At 68.8% G+C, this 17,055-nt stretch carries 25 protein-coding genes; 14 read left to right on the top strand and 11 right to left on the bottom strand.

The window, feature by feature from the left end; genetic code table 11:
• Nucleotides 1–68: 68 nt before the first annotated feature.
• The 9 genes from Q0C81_RS05205 (at nt 69) to Q0C81_RS05165 (ending at nt 6,240) form a co-directional block, all read left to right on the top strand.
• Complete coding sequence (locus Q0C81_RS05205) at nt 69–719, top strand: DUF4166 domain-containing protein (RefSeq protein WP_291834539.1); 651 nt, start codon at nt 69–71, stop codon at nt 717–719.
• Nucleotides 720–787: 68 nt separating this feature from the next.
• Nucleotides 788–1,270, top strand: a complete 483-nt coding sequence (locus Q0C81_RS05200) for a MarR family transcriptional regulator (RefSeq protein WP_291834537.1) — start codon at nt 788–790, stop codon at nt 1,268–1,270.
• On the top strand, nt 1,267–2,625 hold the full coding sequence (locus Q0C81_RS05195) for a S41 family peptidase (protein ID WP_291834534.1): 1,359 nt from the start codon (nt 1,267–1,269) through the stop codon (nt 2,623–2,625). Before Q0C81_RS05200 ends, Q0C81_RS05195 begins: the two co-directional genes overlap by 4 nt.
• 238 nt (nt 2,626–2,863) lie before the next feature.
• Nucleotides 2,864–3,091 carry a hypothetical protein gene (locus tag Q0C81_RS05190; RefSeq protein WP_291834533.1) on the top strand — a complete coding sequence of 76 codons (228 nt, stop codon included), beginning with the start codon at nt 2,864–2,866 and terminating at the stop codon, nt 3,089–3,091.
• A complete protein-coding gene (locus Q0C81_RS05185; protein ID WP_291834531.1) occupies nt 3,088–3,648 on the top strand; it encodes a 5-formyltetrahydrofolate cyclo-ligase in 561 nt (186 codons plus the stop codon). The genes Q0C81_RS05190 and Q0C81_RS05185 overlap by 4 nt, the downstream gene beginning before the upstream one ends.
• Before the next feature lie 2 nt (nt 3,649–3,650).
• A complete protein-coding gene (locus tag Q0C81_RS05180; RefSeq protein WP_291834528.1) occupies nt 3,651–4,472 on the top strand; it encodes a TIGR00282 family metallophosphoesterase in 822 nt (273 codons plus the stop codon).
• A gap of 64 nt (nt 4,473–4,536) precedes the next feature.
• Nucleotides 4,537–4,992, top strand: coding sequence for a MotA/TolQ/ExbB proton channel family protein (locus Q0C81_RS05175; protein WP_291834526.1), 456 nt, complete (start codon nt 4,537–4,539; stop codon nt 4,990–4,992).
• On the top strand, nt 4,941–5,315 hold the full coding sequence (locus tag Q0C81_RS05170; RefSeq protein WP_367117979.1) for a BlaI/MecI/CopY family transcriptional regulator: 375 nt from the start codon (nt 4,941–4,943) through the stop codon (nt 5,313–5,315). The genes Q0C81_RS05175 and Q0C81_RS05170 overlap by 52 nt, the downstream gene beginning before the upstream one ends.
• Before the next feature lie 85 nt (nt 5,316–5,400).
• Nucleotides 5,401–6,240, top strand: a complete 840-nt coding sequence (locus Q0C81_RS05165; RefSeq protein ID WP_291834523.1) for a DUF5694 domain-containing protein — start codon at nt 5,401–5,403, stop codon at nt 6,238–6,240.
• Here the strand turns inward: Q0C81_RS05165 and Q0C81_RS05160 are convergent.
• From Q0C81_RS05160 to purL, 3 genes are read right to left on the bottom strand one after another with little or no spacing between them, the layout of a single operon-like run.
• Entirely contained in the window at nt 6,237–7,316 is a 1,080-nt protein-coding gene (locus tag Q0C81_RS05160; protein WP_291834521.1) for a glycosyltransferase family 4 protein, read from the bottom strand. The two genes, Q0C81_RS05165 and Q0C81_RS05160, sit on opposite strands and share 4 nt — an antisense overlap.
• Nucleotides 7,313–7,672 carry a DUF305 domain-containing protein gene (locus Q0C81_RS05155; RefSeq protein ID WP_291834518.1) on the bottom strand — a complete coding sequence of 120 codons (360 nt, stop codon included), beginning with the start codon at nt 7,670–7,672 and terminating at the stop codon, nt 7,313–7,315. The genes Q0C81_RS05160 and Q0C81_RS05155 overlap by 4 nt, the downstream gene beginning before the upstream one ends.
• Entirely contained in the window at nt 7,672–9,870 is a 2,199-nt protein-coding gene (gene purL / locus Q0C81_RS05150; protein ID WP_291834516.1) for a phosphoribosylformylglycinamidine synthase subunit PurL, read from the bottom strand. The genes Q0C81_RS05155 and purL overlap by 1 nt, the downstream gene beginning before the upstream one ends.
• Nucleotides 9,871–9,975: 105 nt before the next feature.
• Here purL and Q0C81_RS05145 point away from each other — a divergent pair, with 105 nt between their 5' ends.
• Both Q0C81_RS05145 and Q0C81_RS05140 read left to right on the top strand, forming a co-directional pair.
• On the top strand, nt 9,976–10,122 hold the full coding sequence (locus Q0C81_RS05145) for a hypothetical protein (protein ID WP_291834513.1): 147 nt from the start codon (nt 9,976–9,978) through the stop codon (nt 10,120–10,122).
• On the top strand, nt 10,122–10,367 hold the full coding sequence (locus Q0C81_RS05140) for a Tat pathway signal protein (protein WP_291834510.1): 246 nt from the start codon (nt 10,122–10,124) through the stop codon (nt 10,365–10,367). Before Q0C81_RS05145 ends, Q0C81_RS05140 begins: the two co-directional genes overlap by 1 nt.
• Here Q0C81_RS05140 and Q0C81_RS05135 read toward each other — a convergent pair.
• Nucleotides 10,364–11,161 (bottom strand): hypothetical protein, encoded by a 798-nt coding sequence (locus Q0C81_RS05135; RefSeq protein WP_291834507.1) that lies wholly within the window; start codon nt 11,159–11,161, stop codon nt 10,364–10,366. The two genes, Q0C81_RS05140 and Q0C81_RS05135, sit on opposite strands and share 4 nt — an antisense overlap.
• A 78-nt stretch (nt 11,162–11,239) precedes the next feature.
• On the opposite strand from Q0C81_RS05135, the gene Q0C81_RS05130 reads away from it, so the two are divergent.
• On the top strand, nt 11,240–11,434 hold the full coding sequence (locus tag Q0C81_RS05130) for a hypothetical protein (RefSeq protein WP_291834504.1): 195 nt from the start codon (nt 11,240–11,242) through the stop codon (nt 11,432–11,434).
• Between the two features lie 3 nt (nt 11,435–11,437).
• Here Q0C81_RS05130 and Q0C81_RS05125 read toward each other — a convergent pair whose 3' ends face one another.
• The 4 genes from Q0C81_RS05125 to Q0C81_RS05110 form a co-directional block, all read right to left on the bottom strand.
• Entirely contained in the window at nt 11,438–11,989 is a 552-nt protein-coding gene (locus tag Q0C81_RS05125; RefSeq protein ID WP_291834502.1) for a sugar O-acetyltransferase, read from the bottom strand.
• Between the two features lie 61 nt (nt 11,990–12,050).
• Entirely contained in the window at nt 12,051–12,713 is a 663-nt protein-coding gene (gene purQ / locus Q0C81_RS05120; protein ID WP_291834499.1) for a phosphoribosylformylglycinamidine synthase subunit PurQ, read from the bottom strand.
• Nucleotides 12,714–12,746: 33 nt separating this feature from the next.
• On the bottom strand, nt 12,747–13,985 hold the full coding sequence (locus tag Q0C81_RS05115) for an MFS transporter (RefSeq protein ID WP_291834495.1): 1,239 nt from the start codon (nt 13,983–13,985) through the stop codon (nt 12,747–12,749).
• A 106-nt stretch (nt 13,986–14,091) separates the two neighbouring features.
• Nucleotides 14,092–14,562 carry a YbhB/YbcL family Raf kinase inhibitor-like protein gene (locus Q0C81_RS05110; RefSeq protein ID WP_291834491.1) on the bottom strand — a complete coding sequence of 157 codons (471 nt, stop codon included), beginning with the start codon at nt 14,560–14,562 and terminating at the stop codon, nt 14,092–14,094.
• A 203-nt stretch (nt 14,563–14,765) separates the two neighbouring features.
• Between Q0C81_RS05110 and Q0C81_RS05105 the strand changes: the two genes are divergently transcribed.
• Together Q0C81_RS05105 and Q0C81_RS05100 are read left to right on the top strand one after the other, a co-directional pair.
• Nucleotides 14,766–15,410 (top strand): hypothetical protein, encoded by a 645-nt coding sequence (locus tag Q0C81_RS05105; protein ID WP_291834489.1) that lies wholly within the window; start codon nt 14,766–14,768, stop codon nt 15,408–15,410.
• Entirely contained in the window at nt 15,410–16,156 is a 747-nt protein-coding gene (locus Q0C81_RS05100; RefSeq protein ID WP_291834486.1) for an aspartyl/asparaginyl beta-hydroxylase domain-containing protein, read from the top strand. The genes Q0C81_RS05105 and Q0C81_RS05100 overlap by 1 nt, the downstream gene beginning before the upstream one ends.
• 2 nt (nt 16,157–16,158) lie before the next feature.
• Here Q0C81_RS05100 and Q0C81_RS05095 read toward each other — a convergent pair whose 3' ends face one another.
• From Q0C81_RS05095 to Q0C81_RS05085, 3 genes are all read right to left on the bottom strand, one after another.
• Entirely contained in the window at nt 16,159–16,290 is a 132-nt protein-coding gene (locus Q0C81_RS05095; protein ID WP_291834483.1) for a hypothetical protein, read from the bottom strand.
• Nucleotides 16,287–16,523, bottom strand: a complete 237-nt coding sequence (purS, locus tag Q0C81_RS05090) for a phosphoribosylformylglycinamidine synthase subunit PurS (protein WP_291834481.1) — start codon at nt 16,521–16,523, stop codon at nt 16,287–16,289. Before purS ends, Q0C81_RS05095 begins: the two co-directional genes overlap by 4 nt.
• Nucleotides 16,523–17,055, bottom strand: a 533-nt coding sequence (locus Q0C81_RS05085; RefSeq protein ID WP_291834478.1) for a phosphoribosylaminoimidazolesuccinocarboxamide synthase, incomplete at its 5' end; no start/stop codon positions are given. The genes purS and Q0C81_RS05085, both read right to left, overlap by 1 nt.

Below are 17,055 nucleotides of genomic sequence, written 5' to 3'. Positions count from 1 at the left end.
GCTGCTGAAACTGGGCGCCCGCATCGCGGCGCTCATTCCCGGCGGCAAGTAACGAAGAGGAGGGGACGGTGGGGGCTGTTGCAACGATCAGGACCGGGATCCAGCCGCGGGACGGCGAGCTCGCCGACCTCCGCTTCCGCGCCCTGCTCCCCGCCGAGGACTGGGCCGCGCTTCCTCCCGCCGTGCGCCGCCGCTTCTCCAAGCGGATGAAGGGCGGCACCACCGTCGTCTATCGCGGCGAGGTCGTCGCCGTCGAAGCGCATCCGATGGGCCGCCTGCTCGCCCAGGCCGCCCGGCTGATCGGCGGCCCCTTGCCGCTGGTGTTCAAACCGGGCGTCGCGGTGGTCGCCGTCACCGAGGACGCCGTCGGTCGAGGTCAGGTCTGGAGCCGCATGTATGTGCGCAAGACCGGCTTCCCGCAGGTGATCCACAGCGCCAAGCGCTTCGCCGGCCCCACGGGATTGGAAGAGCATGTCGGCGGCGGCGTCGGCATGGCCCTGACCGTGGCGGCGGAAGAGGGCGCGCTGGTATTCCGCAGCGCCTTCTATTTCGCGACCGTGCTGGGCCTGCGCCTTCGCCTGCCGCGCTGGACCGAGCCCGGCGCCCTGACCATCACCCACCGCGACCTGGGCGAGGGGCGCTTCGCCTTCACCCTGGCGCTGGACCATCCACTGCTCGGCCGCCTGCTCGGCCAGGACGCGGTCTTCCACGACGCCTGAAGCGAGAGGGAAACACCTTTCTTCTTTGTCATTTGCGAAGATGTAACAGCGCTTATACATCTTTCGGCATGACCTATTCGCAGCGCACCCACGGCGTCCTGCTTCGCCGCCTGATCGAGCATCTCGACGGCGCTGTGGAGCAGGCCTACGTCAATGCGGGCCTCGACTACCGCCCACGCTTCACGCCGATCCTGCGCGCCCTGGTGAACCATGGCCCGGCCAGTCTCCGCGTCCTGTCGGCGCGAACCGGCGTCACCCATTCGGCCGTCAGCCAGACCGTCAGCCAGATGGCGAAACGGGGCTGGGTCGCGCTGGAGCCGGGGGCCGACGCCCGCGAACGCATCGTCGCCCTGACGCCCTTCGCGATGGAGCAGTTTCCCCTGCTGGAGCGCTGCTGGGCCGCCACCGCCGCCGCGGCGTCGGGGCTCGACGCCGACATCGGCCAACCGCTGGCTGACGTGCTGACCCGCGCCCTCGAGGCCCTCGACCGCCAACCCTTCTCCGATCGCCTCGCGGCGGCGTCCTCCCCCCGAACCGGAGCTGACCGATGACCCGTTTCCGCCTCGCCGTTTCCGTCTGCGCCCTGGCCTGCCTGGCGGGCTCCCCCGCACTCGCCCAGCGCGCCGCCCCCGTGGCGGCCGCCCGGAGCGAAGCGCCGCTCGCCCCTCTCACAGCCGATCAGCGCGCCGCCGCCGTCGCCCGCATCAAGCAGATCGTCCAGGAGCGCTATGTCTTCCCCGACCGCGTTCCCGCCATCCTGGCCCGGCTAGACCAGGGTCTGGCGTCCGGCCGCTATGACGAGACCGTGCCCCGGACCTTCGCCGACCGGCTGACGGAAGACCTGCGCGACTCCAGCGGCGACCGGCACATGTATGTGAACGTGGACCCGGCCCAGTATGCCGCCGCGATCTCCGGCCCGGCCGAGCCGGAAGCCCGGAACCCGGCGTTGGAGGCCCTGTGGGAGCGCGGCGCCGTGCGCGGCAACCACGGCCTGTCGGACATGCGCCTGCTGCCCGGCAACGTCCGCTACCTGCGCATCACCCAGTTCCACTGGGTCGATGACCGCACCGGCGAGGCCTACGACGAAGCCGCCCGCTTCCTGCGCGAAGGCGACGCCGTCATCATCGATATCCGCAACAACGGGGGCGGTTCGCACGGCGCCGTCCGCTACTTCATCAGCCACTTCATGGACGGCAACCAGCTGGAGATGACCTTCCTCCGGAGCGGCGAGGCGCCTTCGCAATCCCGCACCCTCGAGTATCTCCCGTCCGGGCGGATCAAGGGCAAGCCGGTCTACGTCCTGATCAACGCCAACGTCGGCTCCGCCGCCGAGGCCTTCGCCTACGACATGCAGCAGTTCCACCTGGGGACCCTGGTCGGGTCCAAGACGGCCGGCGCCGCCAACAACAACGGCTTCGAACCCGTCGCGCCCGCCTTCATGCTCAGCGTCTCCTTCGGCCGGCCGGTTCATCCGGTCTCCGGGACCAACTGGGAGGCTGTCGGAATTTCTCCCGATGTCGCCGCGCCCGACGGTCAGGAACTGGACGCCGCCCAGGCCTTGGCCCTGGCTGCTCTTGAGGCCCGGCCAGACGCGAACCCGGCCGACCGCGCCGACTGGGAATGGGCCCGCATCGGGATCGAGGCGCGCATGCACCCCGTCACTATTCCCGTCGCCCGGCTCCGGGCCCTGGCCGGCGACTATCAGAGCCGCCGCATCCTCTTCGCCGACGGAGTCCTGCTCTACCGCCGAACCAATGGCCAGACCGCGCGTCTGACCCCGCTGACCGCTGACGGCCTGTTCGCTGTCGAGGGCTTCGACGACCGGTTCCGCGTCCGCCTGACCGGAGACGCCCTGGAGTCGCAATGGATCAGCGACGCGGCGCCCATCCGCTTCCCCCGGTCCTAGGACCCGGGACTGGCGCCGGAGAGGGTGAAGGACTATCTTGCTCGGCGGCGGGTCCTGCTGCGGCCCACGTCGAAGGCAACATTTCCTCGCGACCTTAATTCACTCGAAGGGATCTGTCCCTGTTTGGGCTCGAGGGCCCGGGCACACGGAGCCCACCTGGCTACCCAGGTCGAGAGGATTTAAACGCCCTTCACGGTTCTTGCGGCGCCGCCACCCTTTCTCCTCCCCGGAGCGAACGATGAAGCGCGGCTGGTTCGGACCCAAGGCGTTCGGCTGGGGCGCGTCTCCCGCCTCGTGGGAGGGCTGGGCGGCCACCGCCGTCATGATCCTGGCCATGATCGGCGCCGGTCTCCTCATCGATCCGGCTGACGGCGCCCTCGCCTGGAGCGCGCGCGGCCTCATCATCGCCGTCTATCTCGCCGTCGTCGCCTTCACCTACCGCAGCGACGCTCGGACTTCGCTTTGACCCCTCATGACAAGGCGGCCCTGCGCGCCGAGGCCCGCGCCCTGCGCAAGCGCCTGGCCGGACTCGATCCCGAGGCCGCCTCCCGCGCCGCCGACCATGTCGGAGCCCTCCCGCCGGGCGATCCGGTCGCGGTCTATCGCGCCATCGGCTCCGAACTGGACATGGGCGCTCTGGCCCTGGCCCTGACCCGTCAGGGGCGGACCCTGTGCCTGCCGGTGGTGACGGCGCTCGACGCGCCGATGGTCTTCCGCCTGTGGACGCCGGGCGAACCGCTGGAGCTGGATCAGGCGGGCGTGCCTGCGCCCCTGCCTCTGGCCGAAGCCGTGACGCCGGAGCTGATCCTCGCCCCCCTGCTGGCCTTCGACGCCAGGGGCGGCCGGCTGGGGCAGGGGGGCGGCTATTACGACCGCACCTTCGCCGCCCTGCCGGACGCGATCCGCATCGGTTTCGCCTACGCCGGACAGCAGGTCGAGGACCTGCCGCTCGAAGGGCACGACATCCGCCTGCATGGCGTTCTGACCGAGGTCGGCTATACCGCCGCCCGAAAGGTACTCTGAATATGCGTCTCGCGTTCTTCGGCGATGTGGTCGGCAAGTCCGGCCGCGACGGCCTCACCGACCACCTGCCCGGTCTCAAGCGGGACCTGAAGCTCGACTTCGTGGTGGTCAACGCCGAGAACGCCGCGGGCGGTTTCGGCATCACCGAGCACACGGCCAACGAGCTGTTCATGGCCGGCGCCGACTGTCTGACGCTGGGCAACCACAGCTGGGACCAGCGCGAGGCCCTGACCTATATCGTGCGGGAGCCGCGCCTGATCCGGCCGCTCAACTATCCGCGCCTGATGGACGCCCCCGGCGCCGGCGCCAATCTGTTCGAGACCCATTCGGGCAAGACGGTGCTGGTCATGAACGCTCTCGGCCGCATCCACATGGACGCCGTCGACGATCCCTTCGGCGCCGTCGAGAAGGAACTGGCCGCCTGTCCGCTGGCCATCGCCGCCGACGCCATCATCGTCGACATGCATTGCGAGGCGACCAGCGAGAAGATGGCCATGGGCCATTTCTGCGACGGGCGCGCGTCGCTCGTGGTGGGCACCCACACGCACGTCCCGACCGCCGACTGCCAGATCCTGCCCGGCGGCACGGCCTACCAGACCGACGCCGGCGGCTGCTGCGACTATGACTCGGTCATCGGCAACGAGAAGGAAGAGCCCCTGCGGCGCTTCACGACGCGTCTGTCTGGCGGCCGCTACACCCCCGCCCACGGCCCCGCCACCATCTGCGGCGTCTATGTCGAGACCGACGACCGCACCGGCTTGGCCACCCGCGTCGAGCCGATCCGGGTCGGCGGGCGGCTGAGCCAGGCGATCCCGGTTCTCTGAAGGATTGACGCGAAAGATTACATACGTAATCTGACTGGATTACAAACGTAATCCAGAGGGCGCCATGTCGACCATCCGTCTCACTGCCATCGGCGCCGCGGCGTCGCTCGTCCCCGAACTGGCGCTCGCGCAGACCCGGATCACCCCGGCTGTAGTGTTCGCCGACGCCGCGCCGGCGATGAAGCTCATCATGGTGCTGCTGCTGGTCTCAGCGATCGCCGCCATCGTCGTCACGGTGCTCAAGGTCCTGTCGGGTCCTCGGTTGACCGGCGGATCGGCCTATCTCCAGGCCCTGCGTCTGGGCGGGCCTTTGATCGGCCTGCTGGGTGCGGCCTACAATGTGCTGATGATCAACATCGGCATCGCCAATATCGGCGAGCAGCCGCCGTATAATGTGCTGGCTCCGGGCGTGGCCGAGGCGGCCTTCATCTTCGTCCTCGGCCTGATCGCGGGCGTGGTCGCGGTGATCTGCAACTGGATCGTCGAGGCGCGCATCGACCGCGCGGTGCTGCGGTCCTGACCCGCATCGCCGTCACCGAGGCGGAGAGCGCCGTCCTCGCCGCCCTGTGGCGCTGCGGGCCGCTGTCCGCCGCCTCCCTGATGGACGAGGTCAAGTCGCGCCAGCCGTGGGGCGACGCCACCATCAAGACCCTTCTGCATCGCCTCATGCAGAAGGGGGCGGTCCGCTCCGAGCGCGAGGACGGGCGCCAGCGCTATCACGCCGTGCTGGCGCGCGACGTCTGGCTGGACGCCGAGATCGGCGACCTCGTCGACCGGCTGTTCGGCGGGGATTTCGAGGCGTTGGTCGCGCATGCGCGGCGGGACCGGTCGGACAAGGGCTGAACCTGTCCAAGACTTAACTCGCCCCGCCGCATCCGTGCGTTACAGCCGACGCCTCATAGAGGTGAAAGCCTCCGGGGAGATCATCATGCTGAAAGTCGTCGCGGCCCTCGTCGCCCTTGTCCTGCCGACCGCCGCCCTGGCCCAGACCGCCGCACCGGCGCCTGAACCCGCGCCCATCGAGGTGATGATCCTCGGCAGCTATCACATGGATAATCCGGGTCAGGACGTTCACAACGCCCGCATCGACTCGGTCCTGACGCCGGAGAAACAGGCCCAGCTTCAGGCCGTGTCGCGGGCGCTGGCGCGGTTCAACCCCACCGCCCTGGGCATCGAGCGGATCGCGGACGACCGGACGACCCTGCTCGATCAGGCCTATCCGAACTACACGCCCGCCGACGTGCTGACCGACGCCGACGAGCGGGTGCAGATCGGCTACCGGCTCGCCCACGACCTGGGGATCCAGCGCGTCTACGCCATCGACGAGAACGACCGGGAAGGCCAGCCCTCCTACTTCCCGTTCGACGAGGTGATCCAGTGGGTGCGGGCCAACGGCCGCGACGCCGACTTCGCCGCGTTGAACGATCAGATGGGCGCCATCTCGGCCGAGATGGAACGCCGCCAGCACACCGGCACGGTGGCTGAACTGCTGGCCTGGATGAACACGCCCGAGCACATCGCCTACGGTCAGGGCGTCTACGCCCAGCTCCTGACGTTCGGCGCCGGCGACGCCCAGCCGGGCGCCGTCCTCAACGGCCGCTGGTACACCCGCAACGCCGTCATCTTCGCCCACCTGAGGCAGGTCGCGCGACCGGGCGACCGGATCGTGATCCTTTACGGCGCCGGCCACAACTACTGGCTCCGCCAGATGGTCAGCACCACGCCGGGCTACAAGCTGGTCGAGCCCAACGACTACCTGCTGCCCTAGGGCGCGACCGCCCGGGCGTCCAGCAGGCGGCGGCGCAGGGCCGACAGTTCGGCCGCGCGCGCGGCGGGCGTGTGCGTTTTCATCACGTGGTCCTGGCCGGTGCGGGCCAGGGCCAGGCGCCGTTCCGGATCGGTGATCAGGGCCTCGATGGCGGTCGCCAACGCATCAGCGGTCAGAGGCTCGACATAGACGGCGTGCGGACCGCTGACCTCCCGCAGACCGCCTCGGCCGGAAGACACCAGGGCCGCTCCGGCGGCGTGGGCCTCCAATGCCGACAGGCCCAGCGGCTCGGCCCAGACGGACGGGACCACGGCGATGGCGGCGCGCCGCGTCGCCTCCCGCACCTCGGTCAGCGGGGCATGGGGCCGGATGACGACCCGGTCCGTGCGCGCCAGCATCCGCTCGACGTGAGGTCCGGCCCAGCCCACGTGTTTCCGCCAGTCGCCGAGGAACAGCTCCGCCCGCCACTCGGGATGCCGGTTCAGCACGTCCGGCAGCGCCTCGCACAGCAGGTCCATGCCCTTTTCCGGAATGGCGCGACCGGCGAAGACGATCAGCGGCTCACGGGTGTCCGGGGATGCGGCCCATAGCGTGGCGTCGATCGGATTTCGCACCGCGAAGGCGCGATCGGCGAAGGTGGGATAGACCGCGATGAAGGCGGCGCGGGACGCCTCGCTGACGAAGATCAGCCCGTCGAACGCCTTGTAGCGCTGGCGGTAGCGCCACATGTCGATCGGGTTGCGAGGCGCTTTGACGTCATTGTGGCGGTACAGCAGCCGAAGCGCCTTTGGGAACCGACGGGCCAACCGGGCGGCGCTGATGGCGTGCTGGTGAAACTCGATGATGTCCGGCGCGAAGGCTTCCAGGGCTTGGACCAGACGCTCGTGGCGGTCGCCGCCCGCCGGCGTGACGTGCACCGGCAGATCGCCGTGCGTCCTGGCGCCCTCGTCGCAGAAGATCTTCAGGACTTCGTCTTCGCCCGCCTGCGTGGCCAGCGTCCGGATCACCGTCTCGATGGAGTTCGGCTGCTCAACAGCGAACAGGCCGCCCGGGGGCAGGACGATCGCGATTCTCATTCGGCGGGGGCGCTCGGGACGAACGATTCCAGCTCGGCGATCTCACGCGTCCGGTTGTCGATGACCGCCTGTGCCGACCGGCGAATGCGTGGGTCCCGGGAGTCCGCCAGAACGGCGCGCGCCGTGGTGATGGCCTCGCGGTTCTCCCGGATCATCACCTCGGCGTAGGCGGCCTCGGCTTCGGTGGGCGCGGCCGGGGGACTAACCCCTTGAGGCGCGGCGCTCTCGTCATAGGTCACGGTCGCCGATTGGTTCGCCGCCGCCGTCTCGCGCAGGGCCTGCTCGACCGGGTCGCCGCCGCCGTCGCAGGCGGCCAGCGTCAGGATTGCAGCCAGCCCTGACACGGCGACGCGCATCAGCCGTTCATCCAGTTCGGCATCCAGCTTTCGTGCATCTCGCGCAGGTGATCCAGCGGCAGGGTGAACAGCTCGCCCGAGCGGAAGTCCCGGCCCTTGGCGCGGCCGACGACCGACGCGTGCAGGCCGGCGGCCTGGGCCTTGGCGATGACCTCGGTCGGGTCGGACACGGCGACCAGGTAGCGGGCCTGGTCTTCGCCGAACAGGAAGACGTGGGCGTGAGTCGCCGAGGTGGCGTCCAGCTCGACCCCGACGTCCGAGGCCAGGGCGATGTCCGCCGCCGCGCCGATCAGGCCGCCGTCGGACAGGTCGTGGACGCAGGTCAGGTCGCCCTTCGTGATCAGGTCGCGCACGAAGTCGCCCGTCTTGCGCTCCAGCTTCAGATCGACGGGCGGCGGGGCGCCGTCCTCGCGGCCCAGCACTTCGCGCAGATAGATCGAGGCGCCCAGCTCGCCGTGCGTCTCGCCGATCAGCACCAGCACGTCGCCTTCGACAGCGCCGCCGAAGCCGACGGTCACGTCATAGTTGGACAGCAGGCCCACGGCGCCGACCGTCGGGGTCGGCGGGATCGCGGCGCCGTTGGTCTCGTTGTAGAGGCTGACGTTGCCGCTCACGACCGGGAAGTCCAGGTCGCGGCAGGCCTCGGCCATACCGTCGATCGCGCGCACGATCTGGCCCATGATTTCGGGGCGCTGCGGGTTGCCGAAATTCAGGTTGTCGGTGATCGCGATGGGCAGGGAGCCGACGGCGGTCAGGTTGCGCCAGGCCTCGGCCACGCATTGCTTGCCGCCCTCATAGGGGTCGTTCTGCACGTAGCGCGGGGTGCAGTCCGAGGTGACGGCCAGCCCCTTGTCCGTCCCGTGCACGCGGACTACCCCGGCGTCCGCGCCGGTGGACGAATCCTGCAGGGTGTCGGCCATCACGTGACGGTCGTACTGCTCCCAGATCCAGCGCTTGGAGGCCATGTCGGGGCAGCAGACCACCTTGATCACCGCATCGACCCAGCTCTCGGGCGCGGGAACCTCCTTCGGATCGAGGCGCGGATGCAGCGCCGGCTGGACCCACGGACGGTCGTACATCGGCGCGTCGTCGAACAGCGGGGCCAGCGGCACGTCGCAGACCGTCTCGCCGTGATGCTTCAGCACCAGGCGGCCGGTGTCGGTGGTCACGCCGATCACGGCGGCGTCCAGGCCCCATTTCTCGAAGATGCGGTGGCCGTCGGCCTCGCGGCCCGGCTTCAGGACCGCCAGCATCCGCTCCTGGCTTTCCGACAGCATCATCTCATAGGCGGTCATGCCCTCTTCGCGCTGGGGCACGGCGTTCATGTTCAGCTCGATGCCGACGCCGCCCTTGCCGGCCATCTCGACCGAGGAGCTGGTCAGGCCCGCCGCGCCCATGTCCTGGATCGCGGCGACCGCGCCCGAGGCCATCAGCTCCAGCGTCGCCTCGATCAGCAGCTTCTCGGCGAACGGGTCGCCGACCTGCACGGTGGGGCGCTTCTCGTCCGAATCCTCATCGAACTCGGCCGAGGCCATGGTCGCGCCGTGGATGCCGTCGCGGCCGGTCTTGGAGCCGAAATACACCACGCTGAAGCCCGCCGACGGCGCGGCCGAGTAGAAGATCGCGTCCGACTTCGCCAGGCCCACGCACATGGCGTTGACCAGGATGTTGCCATTGTAGCCGGCGTGGAAATTCGTCTCGCCGGCCACGGTCGGAACCCCGACGCAGTTGCCGTAGCCGCCGATGCCCGAGACCACGCCCGAGACAAGACGCTTGGTCTTCTCGTGGTTCACGTCGCCGAAGCGCAGGGCGTTCAGCAACGCCACCGGGCGCGCACCCATGGTGAAGACGTCGCGCATGATGCCGCCCACGCCCGTCGCCGCGCCCTGATAGGGCTCGATGTAGGACGGGTGGTTGTGGCTCTCCATCTTGAAGATGCAGGCGTCGCCGTCGTCGATGTCGATGACGCCGGCGTTCTCGCCCGGCCCACAGATGACGCGCGGTCCCTTGGTCGGGAACTTGCCCAGATGGATCTTGGAGGATTTGTACGAGCAGTGCTCGGACCACATCACCGAGAAGACGCCCAGTTCGACATGGTTGGGCTCACGGCCCAGTCGGTCGAGGACGACCTGATATTCGTTCGGGGCCAGGCCGTATTCGGCGGCCAGCTCGGCCATGGTCTTTTCAGGAGCGCTCATGGCCCGGCCTTCTAGCGACAGAAGACCCCTCTGTCAGCCTTGCAGAGCGGAACATCGGCCCCGCGTGGCCATTGAATCGGGGAACGCCCGCTGAAGGAGCCTCCCATGCCCGACCAGCCCATCGATCCGGCCGCCACGCCGGAAGACCCGGACACCCCGACCATCGCGGCTGATGACGCCGGCGCCACGGCCTTGGCCGAACGCGCCGCCCGCGAGGCGGCTAATGACGACGGCGGACAGGAGGACGACTGATGCGCCGCGACGACATCACCCCCGACCATCAGCAGATGGACCTTTCGAACGATCCGGTGGAGGCGGCCCGGCTGAAGGCGCTGGCCCCCGAACTGGCCATGGCCAGCCGCCAGCGCCTGACCGGTTCGGCCACGGGCGTCGGCAGCGTCGGCTTCGACGAATCAGGCGCCTTCGACGTGGGCGCCGCGGACGACGACCCCGATGATCCCGAGCCCGGCGCCCCGCCCTTCGCCGGACGCCTCTAGTTCGGTTTCTCGACCGGCGGCTTCAGCCGGAAGGTCAGGATGAAGGCGCCGACCAGCGTCAGGCCCGACGCGACCATCGCGCCGCCCGCCAGCGCCGGGTTGCGCTCAAGCTCGGCCACGAACACCCCCAGCAGGCCCCAGGCGATCGGCAGGGCGTAGGCGGGCGTGCGCAGCGTCCATGTGACGGCCAGCGCCTTCACCATCACGACCACGATGGCCAGCAGGGCCCACACGGTGGGGGACAGCACGGTCGGCAGGTCGCCGTTGCCGGTCAGCACCGTCAGCAGGTTCACCGGGGCGGCCACGCCCAGCCAGCCCGCCAGCAGGGCCAGCGGCCAGACCACGGTCCAGCGCTCCCGGTCGGTACGGGGCAGGGCCCGGATGGTCCGAGCGTTGAGCAGCAGCGGAACCAGCAGCACCAGCAGCGAGCCGAAGATCAGGATCACCGTGCCGGCCTCCCAGTCCGCGGCCGCCGCCACGATCCACCAGCCGATGCCGAGGAAGGCCGCCGCCGACGGCCAGCCCAGCCGGGTCAGCAGCGCGCTCTCGCCCGTCGCGGGCAGCGCCTGCCGCACGGCGTAGATCAACAGCCCCAGATAGATCACGCCCCAGATGGCGAAGGCGTAGCCCGCCACCTTCAGGGTCGCGTCGCTGTCCGCCGCGAACTCGCCCGCGGTCTGGCCCCAGCCCAGCAGCATCTGCGCCTGGGCGACGACGACGGCGAAGACCGCGCAGGCCAGAACGATCAGACGCCGGGTCTGCTGGGCGGCGGTGGGGCGGATGATGGACGACATGCAAGCTCCTGCGGCGACGCTTCATCGGAACCGCCGCGCCCCGGACCGGTTCCCTCTTCATATCTGCGGAGAAGACCGATGGCTGAAGAGAAACCCCATTTCGAAACCGACTTCGTCCAGACGGACCGCGCGCGCGAGCAGGGCCTCGGCCTCGGCGAGCGTGAGCTGAAGGCTCAGCGGGATCCGGGCGGGATCGTCACGCCCGATGTCGACGAGGATGACGAGCCGGGCGATCCGGTGGTCCGCAATATCGCGGACGATCTGGAAAACTGACGGTCAGCGTCTCTCGCGCGCCGGATTGCCGATCACGGTCGCGCCCGAAGCCACGTCCCGGGTGACGACCGATCCGGCGCCGACGATCGCGTCGTCGCCGATGGTCACGCCCGGCAGGATCAGCGCCCCGCCGCCGATCCAGACGTTGCGCCCGATCACGATGGGCTTGCCGAATTCCACGCCGCGCGCCCGCTCGCCGGGATCGCGTGGATGGTCGGCGGTCAGGATCTGCACCCCCGGCCCGATCTGCGTCAGGTCGCCGATCTCGACCTCGCACACGTCCAGGATCACGCAGTTGAAATTCAGAAAGACATTTCGGCCCAGACGGATGTTGTAGCCGTAGTCGCAGTGGAAGGGCGGGCGGATCACCGCGCCTTCGCCGACCTCGCCCAGCCGCTGGCGCAGCAGGTCGCGCCGGTCCGCCGGCGTCGCCGCCAGCGAGGCGTTGTAGCGCACCATCCACTGCTTGGCGGCGATCTGGTCGGCCTGAAGTTCGGGATCGCCGGGATTGTACGGCTGCCCCGAGATCATCTTCTGGCGTTCACTGATGAACATGGGCGCCCCTTCGCTCTCCAGTCCGGAGAACGACCGCTCGGGCGGCCCGGGTCAAGCCCGATCAGGCGGCGTTGTAAATGCTCTGGAACAGGGTGGCGCCGTCCGCCGAACCCAGCTCGGCCTCGAAGGCCCGGTCCGGGTGCGGCATCATGCCCAGCACGTTGCCGCGCGCGTTCTGGATGCCGGCGATGTCGGCGACCGAGCCGTTGGGGTTGTCGACGTAGCGGAACACCACCTGGCCCTCGCCCTCAAGCCGCGCCAGCGTCTCGGCGTCGGCGAAGTAGTTCCCGTCGCCGTTGCCCTGGGTCATGACGACCTCGCGCTGGCCCTGGTAGCCCGAGGTGAAGCGGGTCTGGCCGTTCGCGACCGTCAGGCTGATCGGCTTGCAGACGTATTTGAGGCCCGAGTTGCGCAGCAGGGCGCCCGGCAGCATCCCGGCCTCGCACAGCACCTGGAAGCCGTTGCAGATGCCCAGAACGGCCACGCCGTCGTCGGCGGCCTTGCGGATCGCCTGCATGATCGGGGCCTGCGCCGCCATCGCGCCGCAGCGCAGATAGTCGCCGTAGGAGAAGCCGCCCGGAAGGACGATCAGGTCGAGGCCCTGCGGCAGCTCGGTCTCCTGGTGCCACACCATCTGGACCTGCTCGCCGGTGGAGCGTTCGACGGCGACCTTGCAATCGCGATCACAGTTGGAACCGGGGAAGACGATGACGGCTGCGCTCATGGCGCGGCCTCCTAGCAGGGTTCGGGGCGTTTGTCAGGCCGCCGTGACGGGCGGGCGCGAGACGCGTCCGTCCAGCCAGGCCCAGAGCCAGATGGCCAGGCCGCCCAGCGTCAGTCCCACGGCCACCCAGCCCGTCGAACCCCAGCCGAATCCGGCCGCCACCGCCGCGCCCGCCAGCAGCGGGCCCAGCGCGTTGGCGGTGTTGAAGGCCGAGTGATTCAGGGCCGCCGCCAGCGTCTGCGCCTCGCCGGCCACATCCATCAGCCGGGTCTGCAGGATCGCGCCCAGTCCGCCGCCGGCGCCGACGCACAGCACGATGACCAGCATCGACCACAGGTGATGCGAGGCCAGCGGATACAGGGCCAGGGACGCCGCGCTCCAGATCAGCACTCCGGCCGCGGCCTTGAAGCCGAACCGGTCTCCGGCCCAGGCGCCCAGCAGGTTGCCGCTGAACATGCCGACCCCGAACACGGCGAAGACCCAGGGCAAAACCTCCGGACCCACGCCCGTCACCTCCCGCAGGGTCGAGGCCAGGTAGGCGTAGACCGCGAACATGCCGCCGAAGCCGATGGCGCTGACGCCGAGCGTCAGCCAGACCTGCCGGTTCTTCAGAGCCTTCAGTTCGCGCAGGGGGCTGGCGTCCGGATGCGCCGGATCGCGCGGCGCGAACAGGGCCACCAGCGTCATGGTCAGCACCGCCAGCATTCCGACGATGCCGAAGGCCCAGCGCCAGCCGTGCGCCTGGCTGATCAGATTGACCACCGGCACGCCCAGCACGGTCGCGAGGGTCAGTCCCATCAGCAGGGTCGACACCGCCCGTGTGCGGAATTTCAGTGGTACGATCGACGCGGCGACCAGCGCCGCGACGCCGAAATAGGCCCCGTGCGGCAGACCGCTGAGGAAGCGGAACACCAGCATGGTCTCGAAATTCGGCGACAGGGCGCTCAGCGTATTGGCCGCCGCGAACAGGCCCATGAGCACGATCAGCAGGATCCAGCGCGGCAGCCGCGCCCCGAACGCGGCCAGCAGGGGCGCGCCCACCACCACCCCGGCCGCATAGGCGCTGATGGCGTGGCCGGCGGTCGGCTCGTCGACGCCCAGGCCGCTGGCGAAGTCCGGAAGCACGCTCATCGCCGCGAACTCGGTGATCCCGATGGCGAACCCGCCCATCGCCAGAGCCGTCAGCACCAGGCTGACCGCCAGGGGGCCGCGCGTCGGCGTTTCGGAAACGACATCGGCGTCGCTGTAGGTCGTGCAGTCGGCAGGGGACATGGCGATCACCGGGGAGGAGAGAATGTTGCACTGCAACATGGGCGGAGCCCTCGCCGCCTTCAACCCGGCCCGTCTGGACGGCGATCACTTACCGTTGCGGGACGCCTCAGCCCTGGCCGGTGTTCTCGTAGGTGGCGGTGATCGTCGCCTTGGCCAGGGTGTGGAAATGCAGGTTGAAGCCGAACACGGCGCCCGAATTGTCCGGCGTCACGTCCAGCTTGTCCGTATCCACGGCGAAGACGGTGAAGATGTAGCGGTGCGGGCCGTGGCCGGGGGGCGGGGCGGCGCCGCCGAAGCCGGGCGCGCCGAAGTCCGTGCGGCCCTCGACCGCGCCGGCCGGGACGGGACCGCCGGCGGGGAGTTCGCTCACCTCGGCCGGGATGTTGGCCACGGTCCAGTGCCAGAAGCCCGAGCCCGTCGGCGCGTCCGGATCATAGCAGGTGACCGCGTAGCTCTTCGTGCCCTCGGGCGCGCCCGACCACTTCAGATGCGGCGAGGCGTTGCCCTTGGCCTGCACCTGCGCGTCCGGCAGCACGCCGCCGTCGGTGATGTCGTTGGAGATCAGGGTGAAAGGCATGCTCGCTCCGGGCTTCCGCGTCCGTCGAGCCTAACGCATCAGATACTGCGCCGTCGCGTCCCTGCGAAACTTCCGTTGTGGAGGATCGGCATGCGGCAGCTGTACGGCCGCGGACACGAGATGATCGAGCTCCCGACGCATCGCGAAGCGGTTGCGCCTGCCGGATTTTCCCGCTTGAGTAAGATCAAACATCAAGCGTGGCCGTGTCCCAGACGCTCTTTCATTTCACGACCGAAGAGGAGGTTCGCCGTACGGCTCAGTTCCGTCGCGACATGTTCGAAGGCTCGGGCAACCTCGATGAGGACACCCTGGCCGTCGATGAGGATTTCGACGCCAGCTCCAATTGCGTCGTCGTCGGAATTGTGGAGCGCGACGAGATCATGGCCGTGATGCGAATTCATGTTCTCGGGGGCAAGGTGAGGACATCTCCCGCGCACCACGTCTTTCCCGACGTGCTTGGCCCTGAACTGGACCGAGGGGTTCGGATAGTCGATTCCAGCGGGTTCTGCGTACGGTCGGCGCTGTCCAGGGAGCGGATCGATGCGGCGTACAGGCTGCTCGCCGTGTCCATCCACATCGCCGGACGGCTCTCGCCGTCAAAGATGATCGCGACGGCCCGCGGAAAGCACGGCCTGTTCTATCGGCACGTCTTCGGGGGAAGGTTGGCGTGCGAGGCCCGGAGCTATCCCGGGCGGCGTCATCCGCTTTCCCTCTACATTCAGGACACCGGCGATCTTGTCGCCCGGTTGGACAACAGGGGCGAACGCCGCTTCCAGCTCGACGGGGCGGACCGCGCGATCGTCGACGGCGCGTTGAAAACGGTCATGGACCGAAGGGGAGAGGGATGATGGCGCAGCTGGACGAGGTCGATCCGCCCCGGACACTGCAAATGGCCGGCGGGATCATCCGCCATATCGAGGCCCTGATCGCCCGGACATCGCCCGTGGGGGACAGCCACTTCTTCGATCCGGCCCTGTTTCCCTGGACGTCCGTGCTCGAGGCGGCCCATCCGGATATCGTGCGGGAACTGGCGGCGTTGACCGCCAACCTGGACGAGGTGCCGGGGTTCGAGGTGATCTCCACGGACCAGGAAAAACTCACCAACGACGGCCGCTGGAAAACCTACTTCTTCCGCGGCTACGGCGTCGATTTTCCGGACAACTGCCAAGCCTGCCCCAGGACGTGGGCGGCGTTGCGGAAGATACCGCGGATGACCACCGCCTTCTTCTCGATACTCGAGCCGATGAAGCGGATTCCGCCCCATCGCGGTCCTTACAAGGGCGTCCTTCGCTATCACCTCGGCCTGGTGGTGCCTCGCGCCGCCGAGAACGCCTGGCTGGACGTCGGGGGCGAGCGCCGCCATTGGCGGGCTGGAGGAAGCCTCGTCTTCGACGACAGCTTTGTCCACAGCGCGGGCAATGACACGGATGAGATCAGGGTCGTCCTCTTCGTGGACTTCGTCAGGCCTCTGCCGTTCCCGGTTTCCCTGCTCAACCAACTGGTGATCGGCCTTATCAGCCGATCGCCCTATGTGCGTGAGGCAAAGCAGAACTACGACGACTGGCGGGCCCGACGCCGTGAGGGCGCCCGGTGATTCTAGTGCGCCGTGCCCTTGACCGCGGGGGTGAAGGCGCTGTCGTCCATGAGCCCGCCGGCCAGGGCGGCGGCGAACACCACGCACCCGCCGATGATAAAGAGGACGACCAGCAGCTTCAGGACGCGTTTCACGCGACCTCGATGCGGTAGCTTTCGATGACGGTGTTGGCGAGCAACTGCTCGCACATCTTATTGGGCTCGGCGGCGGGGTCGCCTTCGCCGTTGAAATCGAACTCGATCAGCTTGCCGACGCGGGCGTTGGCCACGCCGCCCCAGCCCAGACCGTTCAGCGCGCCTTCGACGGCCTTGCCCTGAACGTCCAGAACGCCGGGTTTCAGGAACACATGCACCTTCACCTTGGCCATTAGTGCAGTCCCCCCTGAATCACCGTCGGCATGCCCTTCATGATTCCCAGGCGACGCGCGACTTCCGTATAGCTTTCGATGACATTGCCCAGATCGCGGCGGAAGCGGTCCTTGTCCAGCTTCTCACCGGTTGTGGTGTCCCACAGACGGCAGCTGTCCGGGCTGATCTCGTCGGCCAGGATCACCCGGGCGAAATCGTTCTCCCAGATGCGGCCGAACTCGATCTTGAAGTCCACCAGGGTGATGCCGACGGCGCCGAACATGCCCGACAGATAGTCGTTCACCCGCACCGTCATGGCCAGGATGTCGTCCAGTTCCTGGGTCGTGGCCCAGTTGAACGCCGTGATGTGCTCCTCGGTGACCATCGGGTCGTTGAGCTCATCCTTCTTGTAGTAGAATTCGATGATCGAGCGGGGCAGGGGCGTGCCTTCTTCCTGACCCAGCCGGGTGGCCAGGCTGCCGGCCACGATGTTGCGGCACACCACTTCCAGCGGAATGATCTCGACTTCGCGGATCAACTGCTCGCGCAGGT

Source organism: Brevundimonas sp. (genome assembly GCF_023259385.1).
GTDB lineage: Bacteria > Pseudomonadota > Alphaproteobacteria > Caulobacterales > Caulobacteraceae > Brevundimonas.
Note: the sequence above shows the minus strand (reverse complement) of the source record. Positions and strands in the feature narration are given on the sequence as shown.